This is a genomic window from Nocardia sp. CC227C (assembly GCF_030767025.1).
Lineage (GTDB): Bacteria > Actinomycetota > Actinomycetes > Mycobacteriales > Mycobacteriaceae > Nocardia.
On record NZ_JASITE010000014.1, the window covers coordinates 59,973 to 79,895 of the forward strand.

Below are 19,923 nucleotides of genomic sequence, written 5' to 3' on the forward strand. Positions count from 1 at the left end.
GATGGATGCAGGGTCAGCCGTCGGATCTGTACTGATTGTCGGTGCTGTCACCGGACCGGTTGGCGGCCCCGATCACGGCCTCGAGCAGGCCGGGCAGCGCCGCGCCGATCTCCGCGGTGCGCAGCCGGACGAAGGTCTGGCCGTCCACGGATTCGCGGTCGGTGAGCCCGGCCTCGCGCAGGATCTTGAAATGGTGGGCCGCGGTCGATTTGCTGATGGAGTCGTAGAGCGCGCTACAGCGCAGCGGTTCGCCCGCGGTGCCGAGCCGGCGCACCATCTCCAGGCGAATCGGGTCCTGGAGCGCGCCGAGCACCGTGGACAGCGGCGCCACGGCGGGCTTCACATCGGTGTCGGACATGAGCTACCTCACTCGCAGACAGGTTTGACGATCATCGAACCCCGAGTATGGTCAGGTTCGATCACAGTCAAACTTACCTGATGGAGAGTTCGATGGCAGCGGATGTTGCGGTTCGGGCCGAGCCGAGCAGACAGACCTGGGCGTACGCGCTCGTACTGGCCGCCAGCGGCGTGGCGCTGGGGGTGTCCGGGGTACCGGCCCCGCTCTACGGCATCTACCAGCAGGAGTGGCATTTCACGCCGCTCACCACCACCTTCGTCTTCGCCGCCTACGCCGTGGCGGCCCTGGGCGCGGTCCTGGTGTCGGGACGGATCTCCGATGCGGTGGGCCGAAAGCCGGTGCTGCTGGGAGCCTTCGGGATCATGGTCGCCGGACTGGTGGTGTTCCTGCTCGCCGACAATGTGGCCATGCTGTTGCTGGCGCGGGCGCTGCACGGCGCGGCGGTCGGCGCGACGGTGGTGGCGGGCGCTGCGGCGCTGCTGGACCTGCGGCCCAAGCACGGCGCGCGCTCCGGACAGCTGACCGGTGTGGCCTTCAACGTGGGCATGGCCGTCGCCATTCTCGGGTCGGCGCTGTTGGCGCAGTACGCGCCGTATCCGCTGCGCACGCCCTATGTGGTGATCACCGTGGTCTGCCTGTTGGTCGGCGTCGGCGTGCTGGCGCTGCGTGAACCGCACACCGCCCGGGTGGCCGGACCCATCCGCATTGCCAAACCGGCGGTGCCGCAGGAGATTCGCGGCGACTTCTGGTTCTCCGCACTCGGCGTGATGGCGGCCTGGTCGGTGCTGGGCGTGCTGCTGTCGCTGTATCCGTCGCTGGCCGCGGCCCAGACCGGGGTGCACAATCTCGTCTTCGGCGGCGCGGTGGTGGCGGCCACGGCCACGGCCGGGGCGCTGGCGCAGTTCTTCGCCACCGCCATTCCGGCGCGTCGTGCGGCCATCGCCGGGGATATCGGCATGGCGGTGGCGCTGCTGCTCACCCTGCCCGCCCTCGCCACCCACAACGGGGTGTGGGTGCTGGCCGCGGGGGTGGTGCTGGGTACGACCTTCGGACTCGGCTTCGGCGGTTCGCTGCGCCACCTCTCCGATGTGGTGCCGCAGCACAAGCGCGGCGAGACCATGTCGGCCTATTACCTGCTGGCGTACTCGGCCATGGCGCTGCCGACGGTGGTCGCCGGGTGGGCGGCGACCACCTGGGGGTTGAACACGGTGTTCCCGTGGTTCGTGGGCGCGGTGGCGGTGGCGTGCCTGGTGGCGGCGGGCCTGGGGCTGCGGCGGCGGACGGTCTGAGGGCCGCGCGGTGGGACCGTCGGGCGGACTTCGTTTTTCGGACATAGCGGCTGATCGTGAACCATCCGGTCGGCATTGAATCTCATGGAGCGGAACGGGAATCGGGGCTCCCTGTGCGCTCCCGCGCCGCGGTCGTTACCATCTCGCTATGCGGCGTTGGGGCTGGTTCGGGTCCAGAACCGAGCGACGGACCCGAACGGCGCTCTCGCCGTCGGTGTTCCTGGCGGTGTTGAGCGGTGTGGCGGTGGCGGCTCTCACCTGGTGGGTGTTGTGGTTACTGTTCGGCGCGACCGATGCGCCACCCGATCGGCTCGATCTCGCCGAGATCGCGCTCTGGGTGACCGCCGGGGTCGGCGTCGCGGTGGCGCTGGTGCTCGCCGCCCGACGGCAGCGCGACCACGACCGCGGCCGCTTCTCGGAACTGTTCGGCGCGGCGGCCCTCCAGCTGGGTGCGGCGGATGTGGCCGTGCGGCTGGCAGGCGTGTACGCCATGGCCGGGGTGGCCGACGAATTCCCCGAACGCGCCCGCCGTCAGCAGTGCATCGACGTGCTGTGCGCCTACCTGCGGCTGCCGTACGCGGCCAAGGAGGGCGTCAACCACCTCGTCTCCCGCACCGAGCGGCTGGAGGAGGACGGCGCGGGGGTGGAGCGCGTCTATCACTACCGGCAGAACGACCGGCAGGTGCGCGACACCATCGTGCGCGTCATCGCCGAACACCTGCGGGAGACCGCCGAGAGTTCGTGGTCGGCCTGCGATTTCGACTTCACCGAAGCGGTACTGGAGAACGCCGACTTCCAGGACGCGGTCTTCGCGGGCGACAGCACCCGCTTCACCAACACCGATTTCGTCGCCTCCCGCGTCACCAGCTTCGAGGGAGCGCGCTTCATCGGACGGCGGGTCAGCTTCCAGGGCGCGGCATTCCGGGGCCGCGGCGTCACCTTCCAGCAGGCGCGTTTCCGGCCGCTGGAGGCGGACCGCTCCGAGCCCGACAGCACGGCGGTGAGCTTCGCCGAGGCCAGCTTCTCCTGTCCGACCAGCTTCGAGTCCGCCGAATTCTCCGGTGCGCGCACCACGTTCGACCGCGCCACCTTCGCCAACCAGCGCACCAACTTCGGCGAGGTGAGCTTCGGATCGGCCTTCACCTCCTTCGGCCGCGTCGTCTTCGACGGTGACCGCATCTCCTTCGACAGCGCCGAATTCTCCGGGGCCAAGGTCGCCTTCACCGGTGCGCGCTTCTACGCCGAGGGCACCAGCTTCGACGGCACCCAACTCGGCGCGCGCCAGCGCTGGCGCTCCGGCGGCACCCAGGAGATCGACTTCGCCGACGCCGAATACCACGGTGCGGTGTCCTTCGCCGACGCCGTCTTCGAGGCCCGCTCGGTGTGCTTCACCGGCGGTGACTTCTTCGGCGACATCTCCTTCCGGCGCGCCGCCCTGCACGCCCGCGAGGTGTCCTTCGAGCGGCCCAAGGCGTGGGTGGGCACGCAGTTCGACTGGGACGACGATCCCGGGGCGAAACCGGAGAACGTGAAGCCGGAGCACTGGCCGCCGCGCCCGGTGAGCTCCCAGCTGGAACCGCTGATCTAGCGCGCGGGGAAGCGGACGATCCGATCGTCGCCGTCGCGTACGTCACCGCGGCCGTCGGTGTTCGAGGTGGTCAGCCAGAGCGCCCCGTCGGCCGCCACCGTCACCGTGCGCAGCCGCCCGAGCCGATCGGTCAGGCGCGCGGTCGGGGTGCCGAGCGCGCCGTCGCGCAGCGGTACCGTCCACAGCCGCTCACCGCGCAGCGCGGCCACGTAGAGCGTGTCCCCGGCGATGGCGATCCCCGACGGCGACGCCTCCGAGGTGCCCCAGGTCAGCAGCGGATCGACGAATCGTCCACCGCCGCCGAAGCCCTCCACCTCCGGCCAGCCGTAGTTGCCGCCCGGTTCGATGAGGTTGATCTCGTCGGCCTTGTTGCGGCCGAATTCGGCGGCGAACAGGCGGCCCGCCCCATCCCACGCCAACCCCTGCACATTGCGGTGGCCGAGGCTGTAGACGGGGGAGCCGGGCGTGGGATTGCCGGGTGCGGGATCGCCATCGGCGGTGAGGCGGAGGATCTTTCCGTTCGGGCTGGCCGGATCCTGGGACAGCGCCGGACGACCGGCATCGCCGGTGCCGACGTAGAGCATGCCGTCGGGCCCGAAGGCGATCCGGCCGCCGTCGTGGATCGACGCCGCCGCGATGCCGGAGAAGATGACTTCCGCCGGTTCGCCGAGACGGAAGCGCACGATGCGGTTGTCGTCCGCGGCGGTGAAATAGGCGTACACGTAACGGTCTTCGGCATAGTTCGGGGAGACCGCGATGCCGAGCAACCCGCCCTCCCCGGCCGCCGCCACCTCCGGCACCTCGTAGACCGGCTCCGCCGTCGATCCCGGCACCACCCGCAGGATCCGCCCGGAATCGCGTGCGGCCACCAGTGCGCTGCCATCGGGCAGGAAGGCGAGCCCCCAGGGCGCGTCCAGTCCGTGCACCAGATCCTGCCCCGCGTCCAGGTCCGGCACTCCCGCGGAACTGCTGGGCGCGAGCGAGGTGGCGACGACCCGCGAATCACCGGAGCGGTCCGCGACGTCGCCGCAGCCCGTCAGCGCGGCTGACGCGAGGACGCTCGCCGCGACCACTCGCAGCGGCACCGAAGTCCTTGTCCACCACCGCGGTCGGCCGGAGCCGCCGTGCGGGTGGCCGGAGCCGCCGTGCGGGTGGCCGGAGCCGCGGTGCGGGTGGCCGGGGCGGGGTGCCGGGGTCGCGAGGACGGTGCCGATCGGGGGGATTCCGCGCATACCTCCCATCCTGCGCCGTCGCGATCGTGTTCGGGAGGAGATCGAGCCGAGCCGGGCGGTGAACACTCCCGGGAGATGCCGCCGCCCCCGCCGCGGGCATGGCAGAATGACCACGCGATCTGTGCCGATCACGCCCGACCCGTTCGCGCCGAAGGAGCATGACCGATGCCTCGCTCAGTGCAGTCCACCGCATCGGCGGTCGGCGCACCTGTTCCGGCGGTCGTGGCCGACTCCCTCGCCGCGCAGGCCGGGAGCGCTTCCGCGTGAAGGGCTCTCGCCTGGGGTTGATCGCGGGCGGCACGGCGCTGGCCCTGGTCACCCTGCTGCTGGTGATCGTCCTGCCCGCCAGCGACGATGCCTGCGAGCCCGGTATGCCCGCCATCGCCACCACGACTCGCCCTGCGACGGAACCGAATTGCCCGGCCACCGGCTCGCCGGCCGAGGCCGGTCTGCAAGAGGGGGCGCTGCGCGCGCTGCGCTGCGTGGTCGCCCGCTTCGGCATGATGGACATGCGCGGGCGCATCGACGACAGCGCCTACCCCGACCACCTGAGTGGCCGCGCGGTCGAATTCATCGTGGGCTCCGACGGCATCGGGCAGGCCGAGGGCGACGCCATCGTCGCCTTCCTCCAGGAGAACGCCGCGAATTTCGGTGTGGAGTACGTGATCTGGAAGCAGCGCAGCTGGACGCCCGACGCGGCGGCGGGTGTGCGCTGGACGCCGCTCGCGGATCGCGGCAGCGACGAACTCAACCATATGGACCGGGTGCAGGTCACCGTGAAGGAACAGGCGACCACTCCGGCCCTCGGCGACCCGACCGTTTCGCTGGCGGCCATGCCCGGTCCGGTCAACGAGGCGGGCGGTCTGCGCCCCAACGGCTCTCGCAGTTTCCCGCTCGCGGCGAACTCCTACACCGTGTCCGATGTCTTCGGTTCGCGCGGCGGCGGCCACCACGGCGTCGACCTGGCCGCTCCCTCCGGCACCCCCATCTTCGCGGCCGCCGACGGCCGGGTGGTGGCCGCGGGACCGGCCTCCGGATTCGGCGGCTGGGTGGTGATCGACCACCTCGACACGGCGGGCAACCGCTACTCCACCGTCTACGGACATATGTACCTGCCGCAGATCTATGTGAAGGTCGGCGATGTCGTGCGGGCCGGACAGCACATCGCCGATGTCGGCAATGCCGGTGAATCCACCGGTCCGCACCTGCATTTCGAACTCGTCCCCGGCGGCCGCATGACCGGCGGGCGGGCGGTGGACCCCATGCCGTGGCTGGAGGGCGGCGCCATGCCGTCGCTCGAGGATCTGGTCTCGGTGTTCTGCGACAACGGTTTCGGCAGCCCGGGCGGCAACCTCGCCAGCGGCAAGGTGCCGCCGGAGCTGGAGATCTGGTACCGGCGCGCCGGGTCGCTGTGCCCGCAGATCAGCGCCTCGCTGCTGGCCGCGCAGGGCCAGGCCGAATCCGGCTTCCAGCGCGGTGCCGTATCACCGGCGGGCGCACAGGGTTTGGCGCAGTTCATGCCCGGCACGGCGGTCTCGGCCGCACCGGACGGTCAGCCCTACGTCATCGACGCCGACGGCAACGGCGTGGCCAGCGTGTGGGACGACGGCGACGCCATCATCGGCCAGGGGCGCTACATGTGCGCGCTGGCGGAGAAGGTGCAGGGCTGGGTCGACCAGGGCACGGTGGCCGGTGACGTCACGGCGCTGACGCTGGCCGCCTACAACGCTGGTGAGGGAGCCGTGCTGGCCTCGGGCGGCATGCCCAACCAGTACGCCGCCCACTACACCGAGACCCGGCCCTACGTGGCGCGAATCCTGGCCGCGGAGGCCGGATTCCGCAGTATGGGCAGCGCCGGGCGCTTCGTCCCCGATCCGGGCGCGGATCTGGGTCCGCAGATCGTGGAGGCCGCGCACGACTGGGTCGGCACCCCCTACGTCTTCGGCGGCGGCGGACCGCAGGGGCCGTCCGCCGGTGGTTTCGACGAAGCGGGCTTCACCGCCGCGGCCGTCTCCGCGGCCAGCGGCGGCACCATCACCCTGCCGACCACGGTGGAACAGCAGTGGGAGGTCGGCGTAGAGGTGCCCGTCGGCCGGGTCGCGCCCGGCGATCTGGTCTTCAGCGACTTCCGTGCCCGCGGGCCGGTGGTGGTCGGCATCTACACCGGCGGCGGTGCCATGGTGTACGCGCGGGCCGACGGCACGGTGCGGGAAGCACCGGTGCCCGGCGATATGCGGGTGCGCCGCATCGGGTGACGGATCAGCGACGGCGGGCCACCGTGATCACATCGGGAACCAGGAAGTCCGGCAGCGGTGGCCGGTGCACCTTGCGCTGATCGGTGACCTCGAAACCGGCCCGCTCCAGCAGCTGTCGCGTCTCCTGCGGTGAGGGCGCGTGTGCCGGGAACTTCGGGCTGCGGGTGAGCCGCTGGAGGGGGCGGCTGGCCGGGGCGGACGGATGCACGGTGGCGACGGCCACCAGACCGCCGGGAGCGAGCACCCGGTGGAATTCACGCAGCGCCGCCGGGTGGTCGAAGAAGTGGAACGCGCTGGTGGTGACGACCGCGTCGAGTTCGCCGTCGGCCAGCGGGAGCCGCTCGGCCGGGCCGTGCACCCAGCGCACCGCCGTGGAACGCCGCCCGGCCCGGGCGAGCATGCCCGTCGAGGCATCCACGCCGTACACCACCTCGGGGTGCAGTTCGCGCTGGATGCGGTCGGTGAGAATGCCGGTGCCGCAGCCGATATCGGCGATGCGGCGGGATCCGGCGGCGCGCAGTTCGGCCACCACCTGATCCTGGGGCGGCCGGTACACGAGGCGTTGCAGCGTCGCGCTGTCGTACGCGCGGGCGACCTGTCCGAAGAAGTCGGTCACCACATGGTTGAGCGCCCGGCTGGACGTCTGGACTCTGCTCACGGTCGCCTCCTGGTGTCTGGGACAATAGAAGCAGGCTTGGGCTCGTTCCGGAAGGGGGAAAATTCGGTACCGTCTGGCCCATGAGGATTCGTGGTGCAGTACTGGAGCGGATCGGCGCGGAGCCGCCGTACGAGCGGTCCCGACCGATGACCGTGAGCGAACTCGACCTGGCCGAGCCCGGCGCGGGCGAACTGCTGGTCCGGATCGAGGCCGCCGGACTGTGCCATTCGGACCTGTCGGTGGTGGACGGCAACCGGGTGCGGCCGGTGCCCATGCTGCTCGGCCACGAGGCGGCCGGGCGGATCGAGGCGGTGGGGCCGGGGGAGAGCGCCTTCGCTGTCGGCCAGCGGGTGGTCATGACCTTCCTGCCGCGCTGCGGGGAGTGCGCCGGGTGCGCCACCGAGGGGCGCACGCCGTGCCTGCCGGGCAGCCTCGCCAACAATGCGGGCGAACTGCTCGCCGGTGGCCGGCGGCTGCTGCGCGACGGCGAACCGGTGCACCACCATCTCGGGGTATCCGGTTTCGCCACCCATGCCGTGGTCGACAGCCGCTCGGTGGTGCCGGTCGACGACGACGTACCCGCGGACGTGGCGGCGGTGCTGGGCTGCGCCGTGCTGACCGGTGGTGGGGCGCTGCTGAATTCGGCCGAGCCGGGACCGGCCGACCGCATCATGGTGGTCGGGCTCGGCGGTGTGGGCATGGCGGCCGTGCTGGTGGCCGCCGCGCTGCGGGAGGGCACCGGCCGCGATGTGATCGCCGTCGACACCGTGCCCGAGAAGTTGAAGCTCGCCACGGAATTCGGCGCGACGGCCGCCTACACCCCGGCCGAGGTCGCCGCCGGGGGCATCCAGGCCGAGATCGTCATCGAAGCGGCGGGCAATGTCCGCGCCTTCGAAACCGCCGTCGCCGCAACGGCTCCCGGCGGCACCACGGTGACCGTCGGCCTGCCCGCCCCGGACGCGACCGCCACCATCTCCCCGCTCGGACTGGTCGCCCAGGGCCGCTCCATCGTCGGCAGCTACCTGGGCTCCGCCGTGCCGTCCCGCGACATCCCCGAGTACGTGCGCATGTGGCGGGAAGGCAGCCTGCCGGTGGAACGGCTCATCTCCGCGCGCATCCGCCTGGAGGACGTGAACCAGGGCATGGACGCCCTGGCCTCCGGCCACGCCCTGCGCCAGGTCATCGTCTTCGACTGACGCCGCCGGCCGCGTGAGTCCGGCCACAGCGCCGACCTCGGCGCGGGTGTGATCGGCTCACAGCACCCGCCCTCGTCGGACCGCGGCGCGCACCGAACGCCGACACTCTGCGACCGCCGCCGACGGTGCGATCCGTGCCGAGAAGTCGTTCGACCCAGCCGCTGTACGTCCCGCCGAGGACGGTGCCCCGCGGTGAGCCGCCCCCACCCGCGACGCGATCCGGGCATGTCCCGCCCACCGGGGGTCCGGCGGCGATTCGCGGGCGCAGTAGGCTCGGTTTCGATTGCCGGACGACAGGTGAGGAGAACAGGTGACCACGAACCGGATCCGGGTGGGTGTGCTCGGGGCGCAGGGCAAGGTCGGGCAGGCGATCTGCGCGGCGGTCGAGGCGGCCGATGATCTGGAGCTGGTCGCGCGGGTGGACAAGGGGGATGCGCTGGACGCGTTCACCGAGTCCGGGACGCAGGTCGTGGTCGACTTCACCCACCCCGACGTGGTGATGCCGAATCTGCGGTGGCTGGTCGAGAACGGGATCCACGCCGTGGTCGGCACCACCGGCTTCGATGCCGCGCGGCTCGACGAGGTGCGCGGATGGCTGGCGCGGAACCCGGAGGTGGGCGTGCTCATCGCGCCGAACTTCGCCATCGGCGCGGTGCTGTCCATGCGGTTCGCCGAGCAGGCGGCGCGGTTCTTCGACTCGGTCGAGGTCATCGAACTGCACCACCCCAACAAGGCCGACGCGCCGTCGGGCACCGCCTACCGCACGGCCGGGCTGATCGCCGCCGCACGCGAGAAGGCCGGGGTCGGACGTAGCCCCGACGCCACCACCACCGAACTCGAGGGCGCGCGCGGCGCGGATGTGGACGGGGTGCGGGTGCACTCGGTCCGCCTGGCCGGACTCGTCGCCCACCAGGAGGTGCTGTTCGGCACCCAGGGCGAGACCCTCACCATCCGCCACGACTCCATCGACCGCACCTCCTTCGCACCGGGCGTGCTGCTCGGCGTCCGCAAGACCCCGCACCGCCCCGGCCTGACCGTGGGCATCGACCCGCTGCTGGACCTGTGAGCGGGCTCGCCATGACAGCGCGCCTCGCGTACGGCGGTGCCGGGCGGCGGCGCGGTGCGGCCGTGCTGGAGCTTGCGGGTGGGCCGGTGACACAGCGTGCCGCCCGCACGGTGGGCGGCGGCCAGCGGCGCGGTGCGGCCGTGCTGGAGCTTGCGAGTGCGCCGATGACACGGCGTGCTTCGCGCACGGTGGTGCCGGGTGGCAGTGAGGTGCGGTCGTGAGCGATACCGGCGGCAACCGGTCGCTGCGGACCATCGCGCTGATCGTCTTCCTGGTGGTCGCGCTGGGGTTCTACTTCCTGCTGCTCGGGCGGATCGCGCTCAGCCTGCTCGGATCCGGCGACCTGGCGGCCATCGGCATCGGCGTCGGCGTGCTGATCCTGCCGATCGTCGGCGTCTGGATCGTCTACAGCTCCGTCCGCGCCGCCCTCGACCATCAGCGCCTGGCTCGACGCATGGCCGAGGACGGCCGGGAACTGGACGTCTCCGACCTGCCCCGCCGCCCGTCCGGCCGCATCCAGCGCGACGCCGCCGACCAGCTCTTCGCCGAGGTGAAGACGGAGTGGGAGGCCGACCCGGACAACTGGCGCACCTGCTACCGCGTGGCCCGCGCCTACGACTACGCGGGCGACCGCTCCCGCGCCCGCGAAATCATGCGCCGCGCAGTGGAACTGGAGAAACTGGAGCGCCAGGGCGGCTGAGTTCCAGCGGGCCCCGAACGCACCCCAGCTCGCCGCGCTCAGCGCGCCGGATGCACCGTGCGCCAGTGCTCGGCGATATCGATGCGCCGTGCCAACCACACCTTCTCGTGCGATTGCACATAGTCCAGGAACCGCTCCAGCGCCGCCGCGCGCGCGGGCCGCCCCGCGAGCCGGCAGTGCAGCCCGACCGACAGCATCTTCGGCGCACCCGCCATACCCTCGGCATACAGCACATCGAACGCATCTCGCAGGTAGGCGTAGAATTCGTCCCCGTTGGCGAATCCGGCCGCCGACGAGAACCGCATGTCATTGGCTTCCAGCGTGTACGGCAGCACCAGCTGATCGGTGTCGCCCACCTGCACCCAGTACGGCAGGTCGTCGGCGTAGGAGTCGGAGTCGTAGACGAATCCGCCGTGCTCGACGACCAGTTCCCGGGTCTGCGGCGAGTCGCGTCCGGTGTACCAGCCGCGCGGCGGCTCACCGAACAGGCGGGTGATGATCTCCACCGCCTCCGCCATATGCTTGCGCTCGGTCTCGCGATCGACCATCTGGTAGGAGATCCAGCGCAGCCCGTGGCAGGCGATCTCGTAGCCGTTGCGCCGGAACGCCGCCACCGCTTCGGGATTGCGTTCCAGCGCCCGGGCCACCCCGAAGACGGTGAGCGGGATGTCGCGCCGTTCGAAGGCGCGCAGCACCCGCCACAGTCCGGCGCGGGAGCCGTACTCGTAGAGCGACTCCATGCTCAGGTGCCGGTTCGGGAACGACTGCGCCGGAACGATATCGGAGAGGAAGGTCTCCGATCCCTCGTCCCCGTCCAGGACGCAGTTCTCGCCGCCCTCCTCGTAGTTGAGCACGAACTGCACCGCGATATTCGCTTCGCCCGGCCACTGCGGATGCGGCGGGTTGGGGCCGTAGCCGACCATATCCCGCGGGTAGGTGGTGTCGAATTCGGTCACGACAGCTCCTCGTATTCGGCCCGCAGCCGTGCGCGGGCATCCTCGGTCAGGGTGCCGACCAGCCGCAGCCGGGCCAGGCCGCCGTCGGGGTAGGCATCCAGACGTACTTCGGTCACCGCCGCCTCGCAGTCGATGGCGAAGCGGTGCCGGGTATCGGGGCGCAGCACCGTGCGCGGCAGCAACTCCACTTCGCTGCCGTCGGCGCGAATTCCGGTGAGGGAGGCCGCGCCCGGGCTGTTGAACAGGAAGTAGGAGGTGTCGATCTCGGCCATGGTGAGCACACCCTCACCGGCCAGCCGCACCCGCACCCAGTCGTTGTCCTTGTTGCGTCGGCGCGCGGTCTCCCAGCCGTCGCCCATGACGCGCGCCCGGCCGGGCATCAGAATGTTCTGCGGATGCGAGTAGAAGCGGTTGGAGCAGTCGGACACCAGTCCGCCGTTCTCCAGCGCCGCCAGGTCGAACTGACCCGAATCCAGCAGCCGCAGATCCGGTTTCGCCTCACCGTGCACCCGCAGCCGGGCGACGCCGCCGTCGGGGAACATGCGCAGCCGCACGTGTGTCCAGCGTGTGTGCGAATCGACGGAGAACGGGTTGCGGCTGTCGCCCTCGACCTTCGCGCGCCGCACCAGGGTGGTCCAGTCGTCCCGGGCGATCAGCTCGTCGGTGGAAGGATACCCCTGTACCGCAATGGCTTCGACGGACACCTCGGGCGGGTAGTTGCCCTTGAACCAGGCGGTGTCGACCACCACGCCGTGGATCACGCCGGGTACGCCGAGGCGCACGATGGCGGTATCGCAGTCGTCGTCGTCCGGGTGCGCGCCCAGTTCGCCGCGGCGGCGGCGGGTCTCCCAGCCGTCGTACACCTGGCCCTTGTGGCCGAAGGTGGCGGGGGAATAGGTGGACTCCTCGGGGCGGATGAGATTCTCCTTCTCCGCGAAGGATTCGTCATTGGCCCACACCACCGCACCGCCGAGGGGGCGCAGGGCCAGATCCGGGAGCAGCGTGAAATCGGGGGTCGTGCCGGTCATAGGGTCGGCATCTTCCTTTCTCGCAGTTGGTGCAGTACGTCGACGGTGGCGCGGGGGACCAGCGCGGTGACCTCGGCGGGGGTGAACGCGCCGCAGTCCAGTCCGCGCAGCACCACGGTGGCCAGCGCCTGCGCGGTGGCGGGCTCGTCCACCACGGCCCCGCCCTGGCGATCCAGGTAGCGGCCGATGCGCGGGGCGGCGACGCCGAGCGCGGTGCGGTAGAAGGCGAAGGTGGCCAGCCAGCGGGTGACGAGATGGCCCGCGCCCATATCCCAGCCCTGGTACCAGCCGCGCTCCAGCGATCGGGTGACGAGCCGGTAGTGCCGCGAGATCGCTTCGCGCACTTCGTCGTCGGTGCCCAGCGGCAGCACCTGGGTGGAGCCGTCGCACACCCACACGCCGGTCTGCGCGGCGGCGGCCTGCATGACGGCCTTGGCGTGATCCGCCACCGGATGTTCCAGCGACTGGAACTGCGGTGCGATACCGCAGGCGGCGCTGTAGTCGTAGGTGCCGTAGTGCAATCCGGTGCAGCGACCGGCGCTGCGGTGAACCGCCCGGGCCACGGTGGCGGTGCCGTCGGCGGCGATCACGGCCTGCGGGCTTTCGATCTGGAGCTCGAACTTCAATGTGCCCGAAGGTAATCCGTGCGTGGATTCGAGGGCGTCGCAGAGCAGAACGGCGGTGTCCACCTGATCGGCGTCGCGAATCTTGGGGACGGTGAACACGAAGCCCGGTGGCACCCCGCCCGCACCCTCGAGCACCCGCTCCAGGGTGCGCACGGCCCGCGCCCATTCCACGGTGGTGAGGCCCTTGATCCGGATGCCGCGCGCGTACACCTGCTCGGGCAGCTCCCGCAGGATCTCCCCGGCGCGCAGCGCGTCCCGATCCTCGATCTCGTCGCCGCGGGTGCCGTAGCCGTCCTCGAAATCCAGGCGCAGATCCTGGATCGGCCGCTCCCGCAGTCGATCCAGGACGAGTTCCACCACGTCGTGCCCGGCCAGTCCGGTCAGCAGTTCGCGATGCTTCTCACCCAGTTCGATGGCCGCCGCGCCCCATCGGCGCGGCAGGTCGACCGTGGCGTCGGCGGCACCGATGTACGCGGTGTGGATCGGCTGTCCGGGGCGGTCCCCCGGGTAGTGCCGAGCCAACCGCGCATCGACCGCCTCGAGTCGGGATTCGATCCCAGCCAGCACATCCGGTGGCAGGGTCACAGGCGCTTGTCCTTTCCGTCGGTTCCGAATTCGGCGAGCAAGCCGATATAGCGTTTGGGCAGCGGGGCCGCGAACTCGCCGCGGCCGGATTTGCGCAGCCCCATGGTGACCAGCGACTGCACGGTCAGCGTCGCCGCGCCGACCCCGTCCACCACCGGTACACCCACCTCTTCGGTGAGGTATTCGCACAGGTCCGCCATGCCGGCGCAACCGAGCACGACGGCGTCGGACCCGTCGGCGTGCACCGCCTCCCGGCAGGCGTCGGCGATCACGGTGCGCGCCTTGGGGTCCTCGAGTTCCAGTACCGGTATCTCGCAGGCGTGCACGCCGAGGCAGAATCGCTGCATCCCATAGCGTTCCGCCAGGTCATGCGCCCGCCCCGCGGTGCGGGCCAGTGTGGTGACCACGCTGAACCCGCGCCCGAGGTGGCTGGCCGCGTGCATGGCCGCCTCGGCGATGCCGATCACCGGTCCGCGCGCCAACTCCCGCGCCGCGTCCAGTCCCGGGTCGCCGAAGCAGGCCAGCACATACCCGTCCACACCCAGCTGTTCCCCGCGTGCGATCTCGGCCAGCACGCCGGGTACGGCCAACGCCTCGTCGTAATGCGATTCTATGGAGGCCGGGCCCATGCTCGGCGTGATCCCCTCCACCCGGGTGCCGGGCGCGACCACCGCGCGGGCGGCCTGCTCGATCACCGCCGTCATGGCGGCCGTCGTATTGGGGTTGATCACACGAATACGCATATCCCTCACCGAGTTTCGGGCGCGGGTAGCCGTAGCGGCCCGCGCGTGGCCAGCAGGTGGTAGCAGACGAGCCCGAGTGCGCAGCCGATGAACCAGCTGTACTGGGCGGCGGTGTACATACCGGTGATATCACCGGAGGTCAGCACGGGGAAGACGGCCACGGTCGCGCCGATGGCGGTCGCCAGCACCGCGGCCGGGTTGTATCCCTTGCGGTACCAGTAGGTTCCGGTCTTCGCCATGGTGAACAGGTCGTCCACGATGATCCGCTGCTTGCGCACCAGGTAGTAGTCGGCGATGAGCACGCCGAACAGCGGGCCGATGAACGCGCCCAGGGTCTCCAGCGTGTAGTGGATGACCTCGGGGTTGTTGTACAGATTCCACGGCGTGATGAGCACCGAGCCGACCGCCGCGATCATGCCGCCCGCCCGCCAGCTGATGCGCTGCGGATCGACATTGGAGAAGTCGAAGGCGGGGGAGATGAAGTTGGCGACGATATTGATGCCGATGGTGGCGATAGTGAAGGTGAGCGCGCCCAGCACGATCGCGAAGGTGCTGTCGATGCGGGCCACGGTCGCGACCGGATCGGTGATGAGCTCGCCGTACACCGGCAGCGTCAGCCCGGCGGTGATCACCACGAGCAGCGAGAACACCAGGAAGTTCAGCGGCAGGCCCAGCAGGTTGCCGCGTTTGACGGCGGCGAAGCTGCGGCCGTAGCGGGAGAAGTCACCGAAGTTGAGCATCGGTCCGGAGAAGTACGACACCACCAGCGCGATCGCGCCCAGCATGACCGGCACCGCCTCCCAGCCGGACAGTGTGACCGCGCCCAGGTTCAGGTCGATGGCGCTCCACCCGGCCTTCCAGATGAGGTAGCCGCACAGCACGAACATGACCACGTAGACGGCCGGGCCGCAGAAGTCGATGAACTTGCGGATGGATTCCATGCCGCGCCAGAACACCGCCGCCTGCAACACCCACAGCAGCAGGAAGCTGCCCCAGCCCAGGGCGGACAGGCCGACGAAGCCGTAGTCCTCGACCACCGCGTACGGGGCGAGCCCCGGGAACAGTTTGATCAGCACCACGTCCAAGGCCGCCGAGGCCAGGAAGGTCTGGATGCCGTACCAGGCCACCGCGATGAGCCCGCGGATAATGGCGGGGATGTTCGCGCCGAGCACGCCGAAGGCGCTGCGGCAGATCACCGGGTAGGGTACGCCCGTGACCTGGCTGGGCTTGGCGACCAGATTGCACAGTCCGTACACGATGGTGATGCCGACGACCAGCGCCACCAGCACCTGCCAGCTGTGCAGACCGAGCGCGAACAGGCTGCCCGCGGTGACGTAGCCGCCGACGCTGTGCACGTCGGACATCCAGAACGCGAAGATGTTGTAGGTGCTCCAGGTCTGGTTCTGCAGCGGAGCGAGATCCTCGTTGGTGAGTCGGGGATCGTATGCCGGCGCGGTGGTCGCCGGGGCCGCCTCGGTCCCCGACAACACAACAGTGTCGGTCATGGTCGCACATCCGATCGTGAAGTCCCGCTCACGGCGGGAAAAGGCATTTGCGCGACGCTATCGAGCGGGTATTGCCCGGGTGTTGCGAAAACTATATATCTTTTACGGCGTCCGAATCGGCGGCCAGCAAGCCGCTGGTCGTCGGCAGCTGATCCAGCACCCCGGTCATGCGCGCATGGTGCTGCGCGGTTGCCGCCAGCAACGCCTCGGCATCGCGGGCCAGGAAGGCGTCCAGCTGCCGCCGGTGGTCGGCGTGCAGCACCACCCGATCGGCGGCGGTCACATGCACCATGGGCTGCACCGGCTCGGTGATGTTCCAGGCGTACTCCAACATGTGTACCAGGCGCGGCATCCCCGACGGCCGCACCAGAGCGAGATGGAACTCCCTGGTCTCGCGGTGATAGGCGACGGCGTTCTCGGTGAGCACCGCCCGCTCCATCCGATCGTGCGACTCCCGCGCCGCGCGGTGGTCCGCGGCGGTGGCGCGCGGGACCGCCGCCAGCAGGGCCGTGGACTCCAGGCGTTCGCGCACCAGATACAGCTCCCGCAACTCCGCGGCGGTCAGCTGGGTGACGCGGTATCCGAGGTTCGGCTTGTGCTCGATGAGCCCCTCGCCGATCAGGGTTTGCAGCGATTCCCGCACCGGAATCGCGCTGGTCCCGAATTCACGCGCCAGCTCGCCGAGCGGCATGCCGGTGCCGGGCGGCAGGTTGCCCTCCAGGATCAGCCTGCGCAACTCGTCCAGCACCTCGTGCTGCGCATAGCCGCGCCGCGCGTCGTGCGGCGGGGTGAGCTGCGGCAGTCGAGGTAGGCGGGGACGAGGCGGCACCCCGTCACCGTAGCGGGCGGCGCGGTGACGCACGCCGCCGGTGGCGCACCCGGTCGGCCGCGCTGCCGGTCGTCGGGCTTGCGGCCGCCGGGTGGCGCGGGCGGATTCAGCGGGCGGTGGCCGCGGTGAGGTCGTCGAGCAGGATCATGACCTCGCCCTGCCGCTTCACCACGTGCATGAGCCGCACCCGCAGGCCCACCAGGCTGGCGTCCGTCATCGACCGCGGCACCTCGAGTTCCACATGCTGCCACTCGCCGTCCGCGGGCACATTGGTGAACTGCGCCTCCGCCGCGCCCCGCGCGGATTCCAGCCGGGCGTGCACGCGGATGGCGGCGTGCGGGGAACGCACCCACAAACGCAGGGCCGTGAGCTCGCCCGCGATGGTGAACGGCCGACCGGCCTTGGCGACCAGCTCCACCTCGAAGTCGTCGGCGGCCCGACGGATCAACAGTACGAGCGCCCGGTAGTCGCGTCCGGCTGCCCCGTCGGCGAAGGACGCCAGCTCCTTGTTGGGGGCTCCCTCCGCGAAGGTGGTCAGATGCGTCCGCTCCGCCCCCGCACCGCCGAGTTCCCAGTTGCCCTTGTCCTCGAAGTCGTCCAGGAGCACCTCGACCGATGCTTCCGACATCCCCGCCGTCCCTTCGTCATTCGTGCACGGTGGGCCGTGCGGCCCGTCGGGAACCCTATCGGGCCGAGCCCGCGCCCGCGCGCGGATTCCGGCCTGGACCACGGGCGGTCACCGCGTGTTCACGTCCGGGTCCGATGAATGTCGGCGGCCGCCTCGAACTCCGCACGCTGTCCCCGGCGTAACCCCGGTCGGTCGGCAGTCCTCCCACCGGTCGAATGGCGTTCGGTGCGCACGTCTGCGCTCGATGCGCACTCTGCGCTCCGTGCGCACTCTGCCGTCGGCCGGGATGGTCGAGATCCGCCGCCACCACCTGGCCTGCCGGGTTCAGCCCTCGCCGGGACCGGCGACCTCGGCGACGAGGTCCACCACCTCGGTCACATGCGCGGGGGTTGTCAGATGGCCCATACCGCTGAAGATTCGAAGCTCGGCGCCCATGGTGCTCCGGACAGCGGCTGCCAGCTGCCGGGGTGGCAGGAATCGGTCGTGCATGCCGACGCCGACAGCGCAGGGGCTTTCGGCACGACGCGCCAACAGATCCGCGGGCAGTGGCGGCGGGGCCAATGTCGTTCTGCACCCGGTGGCCAGCAGCGTCATCCATTCCACCTCCGTCTCCGGCGGTTCCGCACCCGGTGCGACGAGCCATCGCAGTATGTCGCGAGTGTGTGCGGCACTGGGACGCAGAAGCCAGAGCGCGGACGCGAGTGCGACTCTCGGATCAACACGGAGCCGGATGAACCCGGCGGGCGAAACCAGCACCCGGCCGGCGATACGGGGCGAGCCGGCCGCGAGGGCCACCGCGGCGCCCAGCGAGTTGCCCACCAGCACAACACTATCCATCTCGGTGCTGGACAGCACCTCGTCCACGACCCGCCCGTACCAGGGCAGCCGGGCACGCCGTGGTCGGTTCGGGTCGCTCAGCCCCGGTTGCCCCGGCAGGTCGACGACGGTGGTCGGCCATCGAGACGACAGGGCCCGAAGCCACGGCAAGGTCGTCGCCGCGTTGAAGCCGGTTCCCGGCAGTACCACGATGCGCGGTGGCCCGACCCCGGCCGAGGTCAAGTGAATCCGGCCGGTGGAGCTGTCGATCGTCGTCGTGGAGAGTGGGAAGTCGGCTCCTGCCAATACCTTCGAACACCACTGCGCGATGGCCGTTCGATCTCGTTGGCTCTTGTACACGGCCGGCATCGCGTCAGTGTGCAGGATCAGCACCTCGGTCGTCCAGATTCGGCTGGCAACGCCCTTCCGCGCTGGGAGTCGACCGGCGTCTCCTGCCAGGCGGCCGCGGCGAGCGCCGCCAGGGCCGCCGGTATGGACACGATGACGGCTGCGGTTGACATGGGGCAACTCCTCGTCCGATGAATTTCGGCGGCCCGCGCCGTCACCACCGGTGATCGTCCGTCCGAACCGGGAGTGACCTGTGAACACTGAACTGATCCAGCGGTGGGTGCGCGAGGAGCGCCTGTCCCTCGCGGACTACCTCGACGGGCTCACCGCCGCCGACTGGTCCCGAGACTCCCTCTGCGACGGCTGGACCGTGCACGACGTGCTCGCCCACGTCACCCTCTCCAATCGGGACACCTGGCGACGCGTCCTCACGGACATCATCCGGGCCCGAGGCGACTGGAACCGCATGACCGCCGACCAGGCCCGCCGATACGCCGCGCGCCGCACCCCGGCCGAACTCGTCGCGGAACTCCGCGCGGGCGCCGACCTACACCGCCCCGCCCCGGGTGCGAGCCAACTGGACCCCTTGGTGGACACCATCATTCACGGCCAGGACATCGCCCGCCCCCTCGCCCGCCCGCGCCCCGTCCCCACCGCCCCCGGCGTCACCGCCCTCGACCACGTACTGAACAGCCGCTTCTACGGCGCCCGCAAACGCCTGCGCGACACCCGCCTGATCGCTACGGACGCAGACTGGACCCGCGGCGACGGGAGCACCGAAATCCGCGCCTCGATCGCCGATCTGCTGCTCGCCGCCACCGGGCGACTCGAACCCCGCGCACTGTCCCCGGCATAGCCGTGTTCACCGGCAGTCCGCCACCCGTCGGGCGACTGCTGGAATCGGCTCCTACAGCCGTGCGGTAGCGGCGAGCGCACCGGTCTCGTAACCGTTGTCGTTCACCGGTACGGCTCGACTCGACCCGCCTGGCGCGCCCGGAGGAGATCCCCCCGATGAGTTCCGAGTTCGATGACGACCTTCGATCCGCCCTTGCTCGATCCGAGGACGGTGACACCGGCACCCGTCTGTCCGCGATCGTTGCTCTGGCGTCGTTGATACGTGACGAGCGGGCAAGGGTCAGGCGAGTTGCAGCGCCAGTGCGGCCGCGGCGAGCGTCAGGTACGGCAGCGGGTAGGCGATGTCCGACCAGGCGCGGGCTCGTACCACGGTGGCGAGGGCGAGGACGAAGTACACCGTCAAACCGGCGGCCGCCGCGAGTGCCAGCGGGTGCACGGCCAGGCCGATCAGCAGCCCTGCCCCGCCCAGGGCCTTGATACCGGCCAAGCCCGGCAGCCACGTGCGAGGCACGTCGTAGCGGGCCATGTTGTTCGCCACCCAGTCGGTACGGACCACGTCGATCCCGGCGGCGGCGAGCGCCGCCAGGGCCGCCAGTATGGACATGATGATGGCTGCGGTAGACATGGGGCAACTCCTCGATATCGCTGTTCTCCCCGGCGAA

General features: G+C 70.6%; 20 protein-coding genes. 8 read left to right on the forward strand and 12 right to left on the reverse strand.

The annotated features are described in order from the left end of the window. Window positions 1-13: 13 nt before the first annotated feature. Window positions 14-358: a helix-turn-helix transcriptional regulator gene (locus QMO76_RS26065; RefSeq protein ID WP_306363963.1), complete on the reverse strand. Its 345-nt coding sequence runs from the start codon at window positions 356-358 to the stop codon at window positions 14-16. A 92-nt stretch (window positions 359-450) separates the two neighbouring features. On the opposite strand from QMO76_RS26065, the gene QMO76_RS26070 reads away from it, so the two are divergent. Continuing rightward, window positions 451-1,647: an MFS transporter gene (locus QMO76_RS26070; RefSeq protein ID WP_306363964.1), complete on the forward strand. Its 1,197-nt coding sequence runs from the start codon at window positions 451-453 to the stop codon at window positions 1,645-1,647. Window positions 1,648-1,795: 148 nt separating this feature from the next. After that, entirely contained in the window at window positions 1,796-3,235 is a 1,440-nt protein-coding gene (locus QMO76_RS26075) for a pentapeptide repeat-containing protein (protein WP_306363965.1), read from the forward strand. Here QMO76_RS26075 and QMO76_RS26080 read toward each other — a convergent pair. Further along, a complete protein-coding gene (locus tag QMO76_RS26080) occupies window positions 3,232-4,467 on the reverse strand; it encodes a sorbosone dehydrogenase family protein (protein WP_372342084.1) in 1,236 nt (411 codons plus the stop codon). The two genes, QMO76_RS26075 and QMO76_RS26080, sit on opposite strands and share 4 nt — an antisense overlap. 263 nt (window positions 4,468-4,730) lie before the next feature. Here QMO76_RS26080 and QMO76_RS26085 point away from each other — a divergent pair, with 263 nt between their 5' ends. Further along, window positions 4,731-6,722 carry a peptidoglycan DD-metalloendopeptidase family protein gene (locus QMO76_RS26085; RefSeq protein WP_306363966.1) on the forward strand — a complete coding sequence of 664 codons (1,992 nt, stop codon included), beginning with the start codon at window positions 4,731-4,733 and terminating at the stop codon, window positions 6,720-6,722. 4 nt (window positions 6,723-6,726) lie between these two features. Here QMO76_RS26085 and QMO76_RS26090 read toward each other — a convergent pair whose 3' ends face one another. Next, window positions 6,727-7,380 (reverse strand): class I SAM-dependent methyltransferase, encoded by a 654-nt coding sequence (locus QMO76_RS26090; RefSeq protein WP_372342085.1) that lies wholly within the window; start codon window positions 7,378-7,380, stop codon window positions 6,727-6,729. Between the two features lie 80 nt (window positions 7,381-7,460). On the opposite strand from QMO76_RS26090, the gene QMO76_RS26095 reads away from it, so the two are divergent. The 4 genes from QMO76_RS26095 to QMO76_RS26110 all read left to right on the forward strand — a co-directional run bounded on the left by QMO76_RS26095 (window position 7,461) and on the right by QMO76_RS26110 (window position 10,342). After that, window positions 7,461-8,576: an alcohol dehydrogenase catalytic domain-containing protein gene (locus QMO76_RS26095; protein ID WP_306363967.1), complete on the forward strand. Its 1,116-nt coding sequence runs from the start codon at window positions 7,461-7,463 to the stop codon at window positions 8,574-8,576. A 325-nt stretch (window positions 8,577-8,901) separates the two neighbouring features. Further along, window positions 8,902-9,642 carry a 4-hydroxy-tetrahydrodipicolinate reductase gene (dapB, locus tag QMO76_RS26100; protein ID WP_306364107.1) on the forward strand — a complete coding sequence of 247 codons (741 nt, stop codon included), beginning with the start codon at window positions 8,902-8,904 and terminating at the stop codon, window positions 9,640-9,642. An 11-nt stretch (window positions 9,643-9,653) separates the two neighbouring features. After that, entirely contained in the window at window positions 9,654-9,863 is a 210-nt protein-coding gene (locus QMO76_RS26105; RefSeq protein ID WP_306363968.1) for a hypothetical protein, read from the forward strand. Then, window positions 9,860-10,342 carry a hypothetical protein gene (locus QMO76_RS26110; protein ID WP_306363969.1) on the forward strand — a complete coding sequence of 161 codons (483 nt, stop codon included), beginning with the start codon at window positions 9,860-9,862 and terminating at the stop codon, window positions 10,340-10,342. Before QMO76_RS26105 ends, QMO76_RS26110 begins: the two co-directional genes overlap by 4 nt. Before the next feature lie 38 nt (window positions 10,343-10,380). On the opposite strand, the gene puuE is transcribed toward QMO76_RS26110, so the two are convergent. The 8 genes from puuE to QMO76_RS26150 form a co-directional block, all read right to left on the reverse strand. After that, window positions 10,381-11,265 carry an allantoinase PuuE gene (gene puuE / locus QMO76_RS26115; RefSeq protein WP_306364108.1) on the reverse strand — a complete coding sequence of 295 codons (885 nt, stop codon included), beginning with the start codon at window positions 11,263-11,265 and terminating at the stop codon, window positions 10,381-10,383. Window positions 11,266-11,294: 29 nt separating this feature from the next. Next, a complete protein-coding gene (alc, locus tag QMO76_RS26120) occupies window positions 11,295-12,326 on the reverse strand; it encodes an allantoicase (RefSeq protein WP_306363970.1) in 1,032 nt (343 codons plus the stop codon). Next, window positions 12,323-13,537 (reverse strand): aldolase/citrate lyase family protein, encoded by a 1,215-nt coding sequence (locus tag QMO76_RS26125; protein ID WP_306363971.1) that lies wholly within the window; start codon window positions 13,535-13,537, stop codon window positions 12,323-12,325. Before QMO76_RS26125 ends, alc begins: the two co-directional genes overlap by 4 nt. Next, window positions 13,534-14,280: an aspartate/glutamate racemase family protein gene (locus QMO76_RS26130; RefSeq protein ID WP_306363972.1), complete on the reverse strand. Its 747-nt coding sequence runs from the start codon at window positions 14,278-14,280 to the stop codon at window positions 13,534-13,536. Before QMO76_RS26130 ends, QMO76_RS26125 begins: the two co-directional genes overlap by 4 nt. A gap of 5 nt (window positions 14,281-14,285) precedes the next feature. After that, window positions 14,286-15,785 (reverse strand): NCS1 family nucleobase:cation symporter-1, encoded by a 1,500-nt coding sequence (locus QMO76_RS26135; RefSeq protein WP_306363973.1) that lies wholly within the window; start codon window positions 15,783-15,785, stop codon window positions 14,286-14,288. 91 nt (window positions 15,786-15,876) lie between these two features. After that, complete coding sequence (locus tag QMO76_RS26140) at window positions 15,877-16,614, reverse strand: GntR family transcriptional regulator (protein ID WP_372342086.1); 738 nt, start codon at window positions 16,612-16,614, stop codon at window positions 15,877-15,879. Window positions 16,615-16,720: 106 nt separating this feature from the next. Beyond that, window positions 16,721-17,242 (reverse strand): hypothetical protein, encoded by a 522-nt coding sequence (locus QMO76_RS26145; RefSeq protein WP_306363974.1) that lies wholly within the window; start codon window positions 17,240-17,242, stop codon window positions 16,721-16,723. A gap of 324 nt (window positions 17,243-17,566) precedes the next feature. Beyond that, the gene (locus tag QMO76_RS26150) at window positions 17,567-18,427 is read right to left on the reverse strand and encodes an alpha/beta fold hydrolase (RefSeq protein WP_306363975.1); all 861 of its coding nucleotides are present in this window, start codon (window positions 18,425-18,427) and stop codon (window positions 17,567-17,569) included. 232 nt (window positions 18,428-18,659) lie between these two features. On the opposite strand from QMO76_RS26150, the gene QMO76_RS26155 reads away from it, so the two are divergent. Further along, window positions 18,660-19,262 (forward strand): maleylpyruvate isomerase family mycothiol-dependent enzyme, encoded by a 603-nt coding sequence (locus QMO76_RS26155; protein WP_306363976.1) that lies wholly within the window; start codon window positions 18,660-18,662, stop codon window positions 19,260-19,262. A gap of 279 nt (window positions 19,263-19,541) precedes the next feature. Here QMO76_RS26155 and QMO76_RS26160 read toward each other — a convergent pair whose 3' ends face one another. Next, on the reverse strand, window positions 19,542-19,886 hold the full coding sequence (locus QMO76_RS26160; RefSeq protein WP_306363977.1) for a DoxX family protein: 345 nt from the start codon (window positions 19,884-19,886) through the stop codon (window positions 19,542-19,544). Window positions 19,887-19,923: the final 37 nt, after the last annotated feature.

What these genes read in the sequence shown, in the direction of transcription:
- QMO76_RS26065 (WP_306363963.1), bottom strand. Translation starts at nt 358, where the DNA reads ATGTCCGACACCGATGTGAAGCCCGCCGTGGCGCCGCTGTCCACGGTG.
- QMO76_RS26070 (WP_306363964.1), top strand. Translation starts at nt 451, where the DNA reads ATGGCAGCGGATGTTGCGGTTCGGGCCGAGCCGAGCAGACAGACCTGG.
- QMO76_RS26075 (WP_306363965.1), top strand. Translation starts at nt 1,796, where the DNA reads ATGCGGCGTTGGGGCTGGTTCGGGTCCAGAACCGAGCGACGGACCCGA.
- QMO76_RS26080 (WP_372342084.1), bottom strand. Translation starts at nt 4,467, where the DNA reads ATGCGCGGAATCCCCCCGATCGGCACCGTCCTCGCGACCCCGGCACCC.
- QMO76_RS26095 (WP_306363967.1), top strand. Translation starts at nt 7,461, where the DNA reads ATGAGGATTCGTGGTGCAGTACTGGAGCGGATCGGCGCGGAGCCGCCG.
- QMO76_RS26105 (WP_306363968.1), top strand. Translation starts at nt 9,654, where the DNA reads ATGACAGCGCGCCTCGCGTACGGCGGTGCCGGGCGGCGGCGCGGTGCG.
- puuE (WP_306364108.1), bottom strand. Translation starts at nt 11,265, where the DNA reads ATGGTCGGCTACGGCCCCAACCCGCCGCATCCGCAGTGGCCGGGCGAA.
- alc (WP_306363970.1), bottom strand. Translation starts at nt 12,326, where the DNA reads ATGACCGGCACGACCCCCGATTTCACGCTGCTCCCGGATCTGGCCCTG.
- QMO76_RS26130 (WP_306363972.1), bottom strand. Translation starts at nt 14,280, where the DNA reads ATGCGTATTCGTGTGATCAACCCCAATACGACGGCCGCCATGACGGCG.
- QMO76_RS26135 (WP_306363973.1), bottom strand. Translation starts at nt 15,785, where the DNA reads ATGACCGACACTGTTGTGTTGTCGGGGACCGAGGCGGCCCCGGCGACC.
- QMO76_RS26145 (WP_306363974.1), bottom strand. Translation starts at nt 17,242, where the DNA reads ATGTCGGAAGCATCGGTCGAGGTGCTCCTGGACGACTTCGAGGACAAG.
- QMO76_RS26150 (WP_306363975.1), bottom strand. Translation starts at nt 18,427, where the DNA reads ATGCCGGCCGTGTACAAGAGCCAACGAGATCGAACGGCCATCGCGCAG.
- QMO76_RS26160 (WP_306363977.1), bottom strand. Translation starts at nt 19,886, where the DNA reads ATGTCTACCGCAGCCATCATCATGTCCATACTGGCGGCCCTGGCGGCG.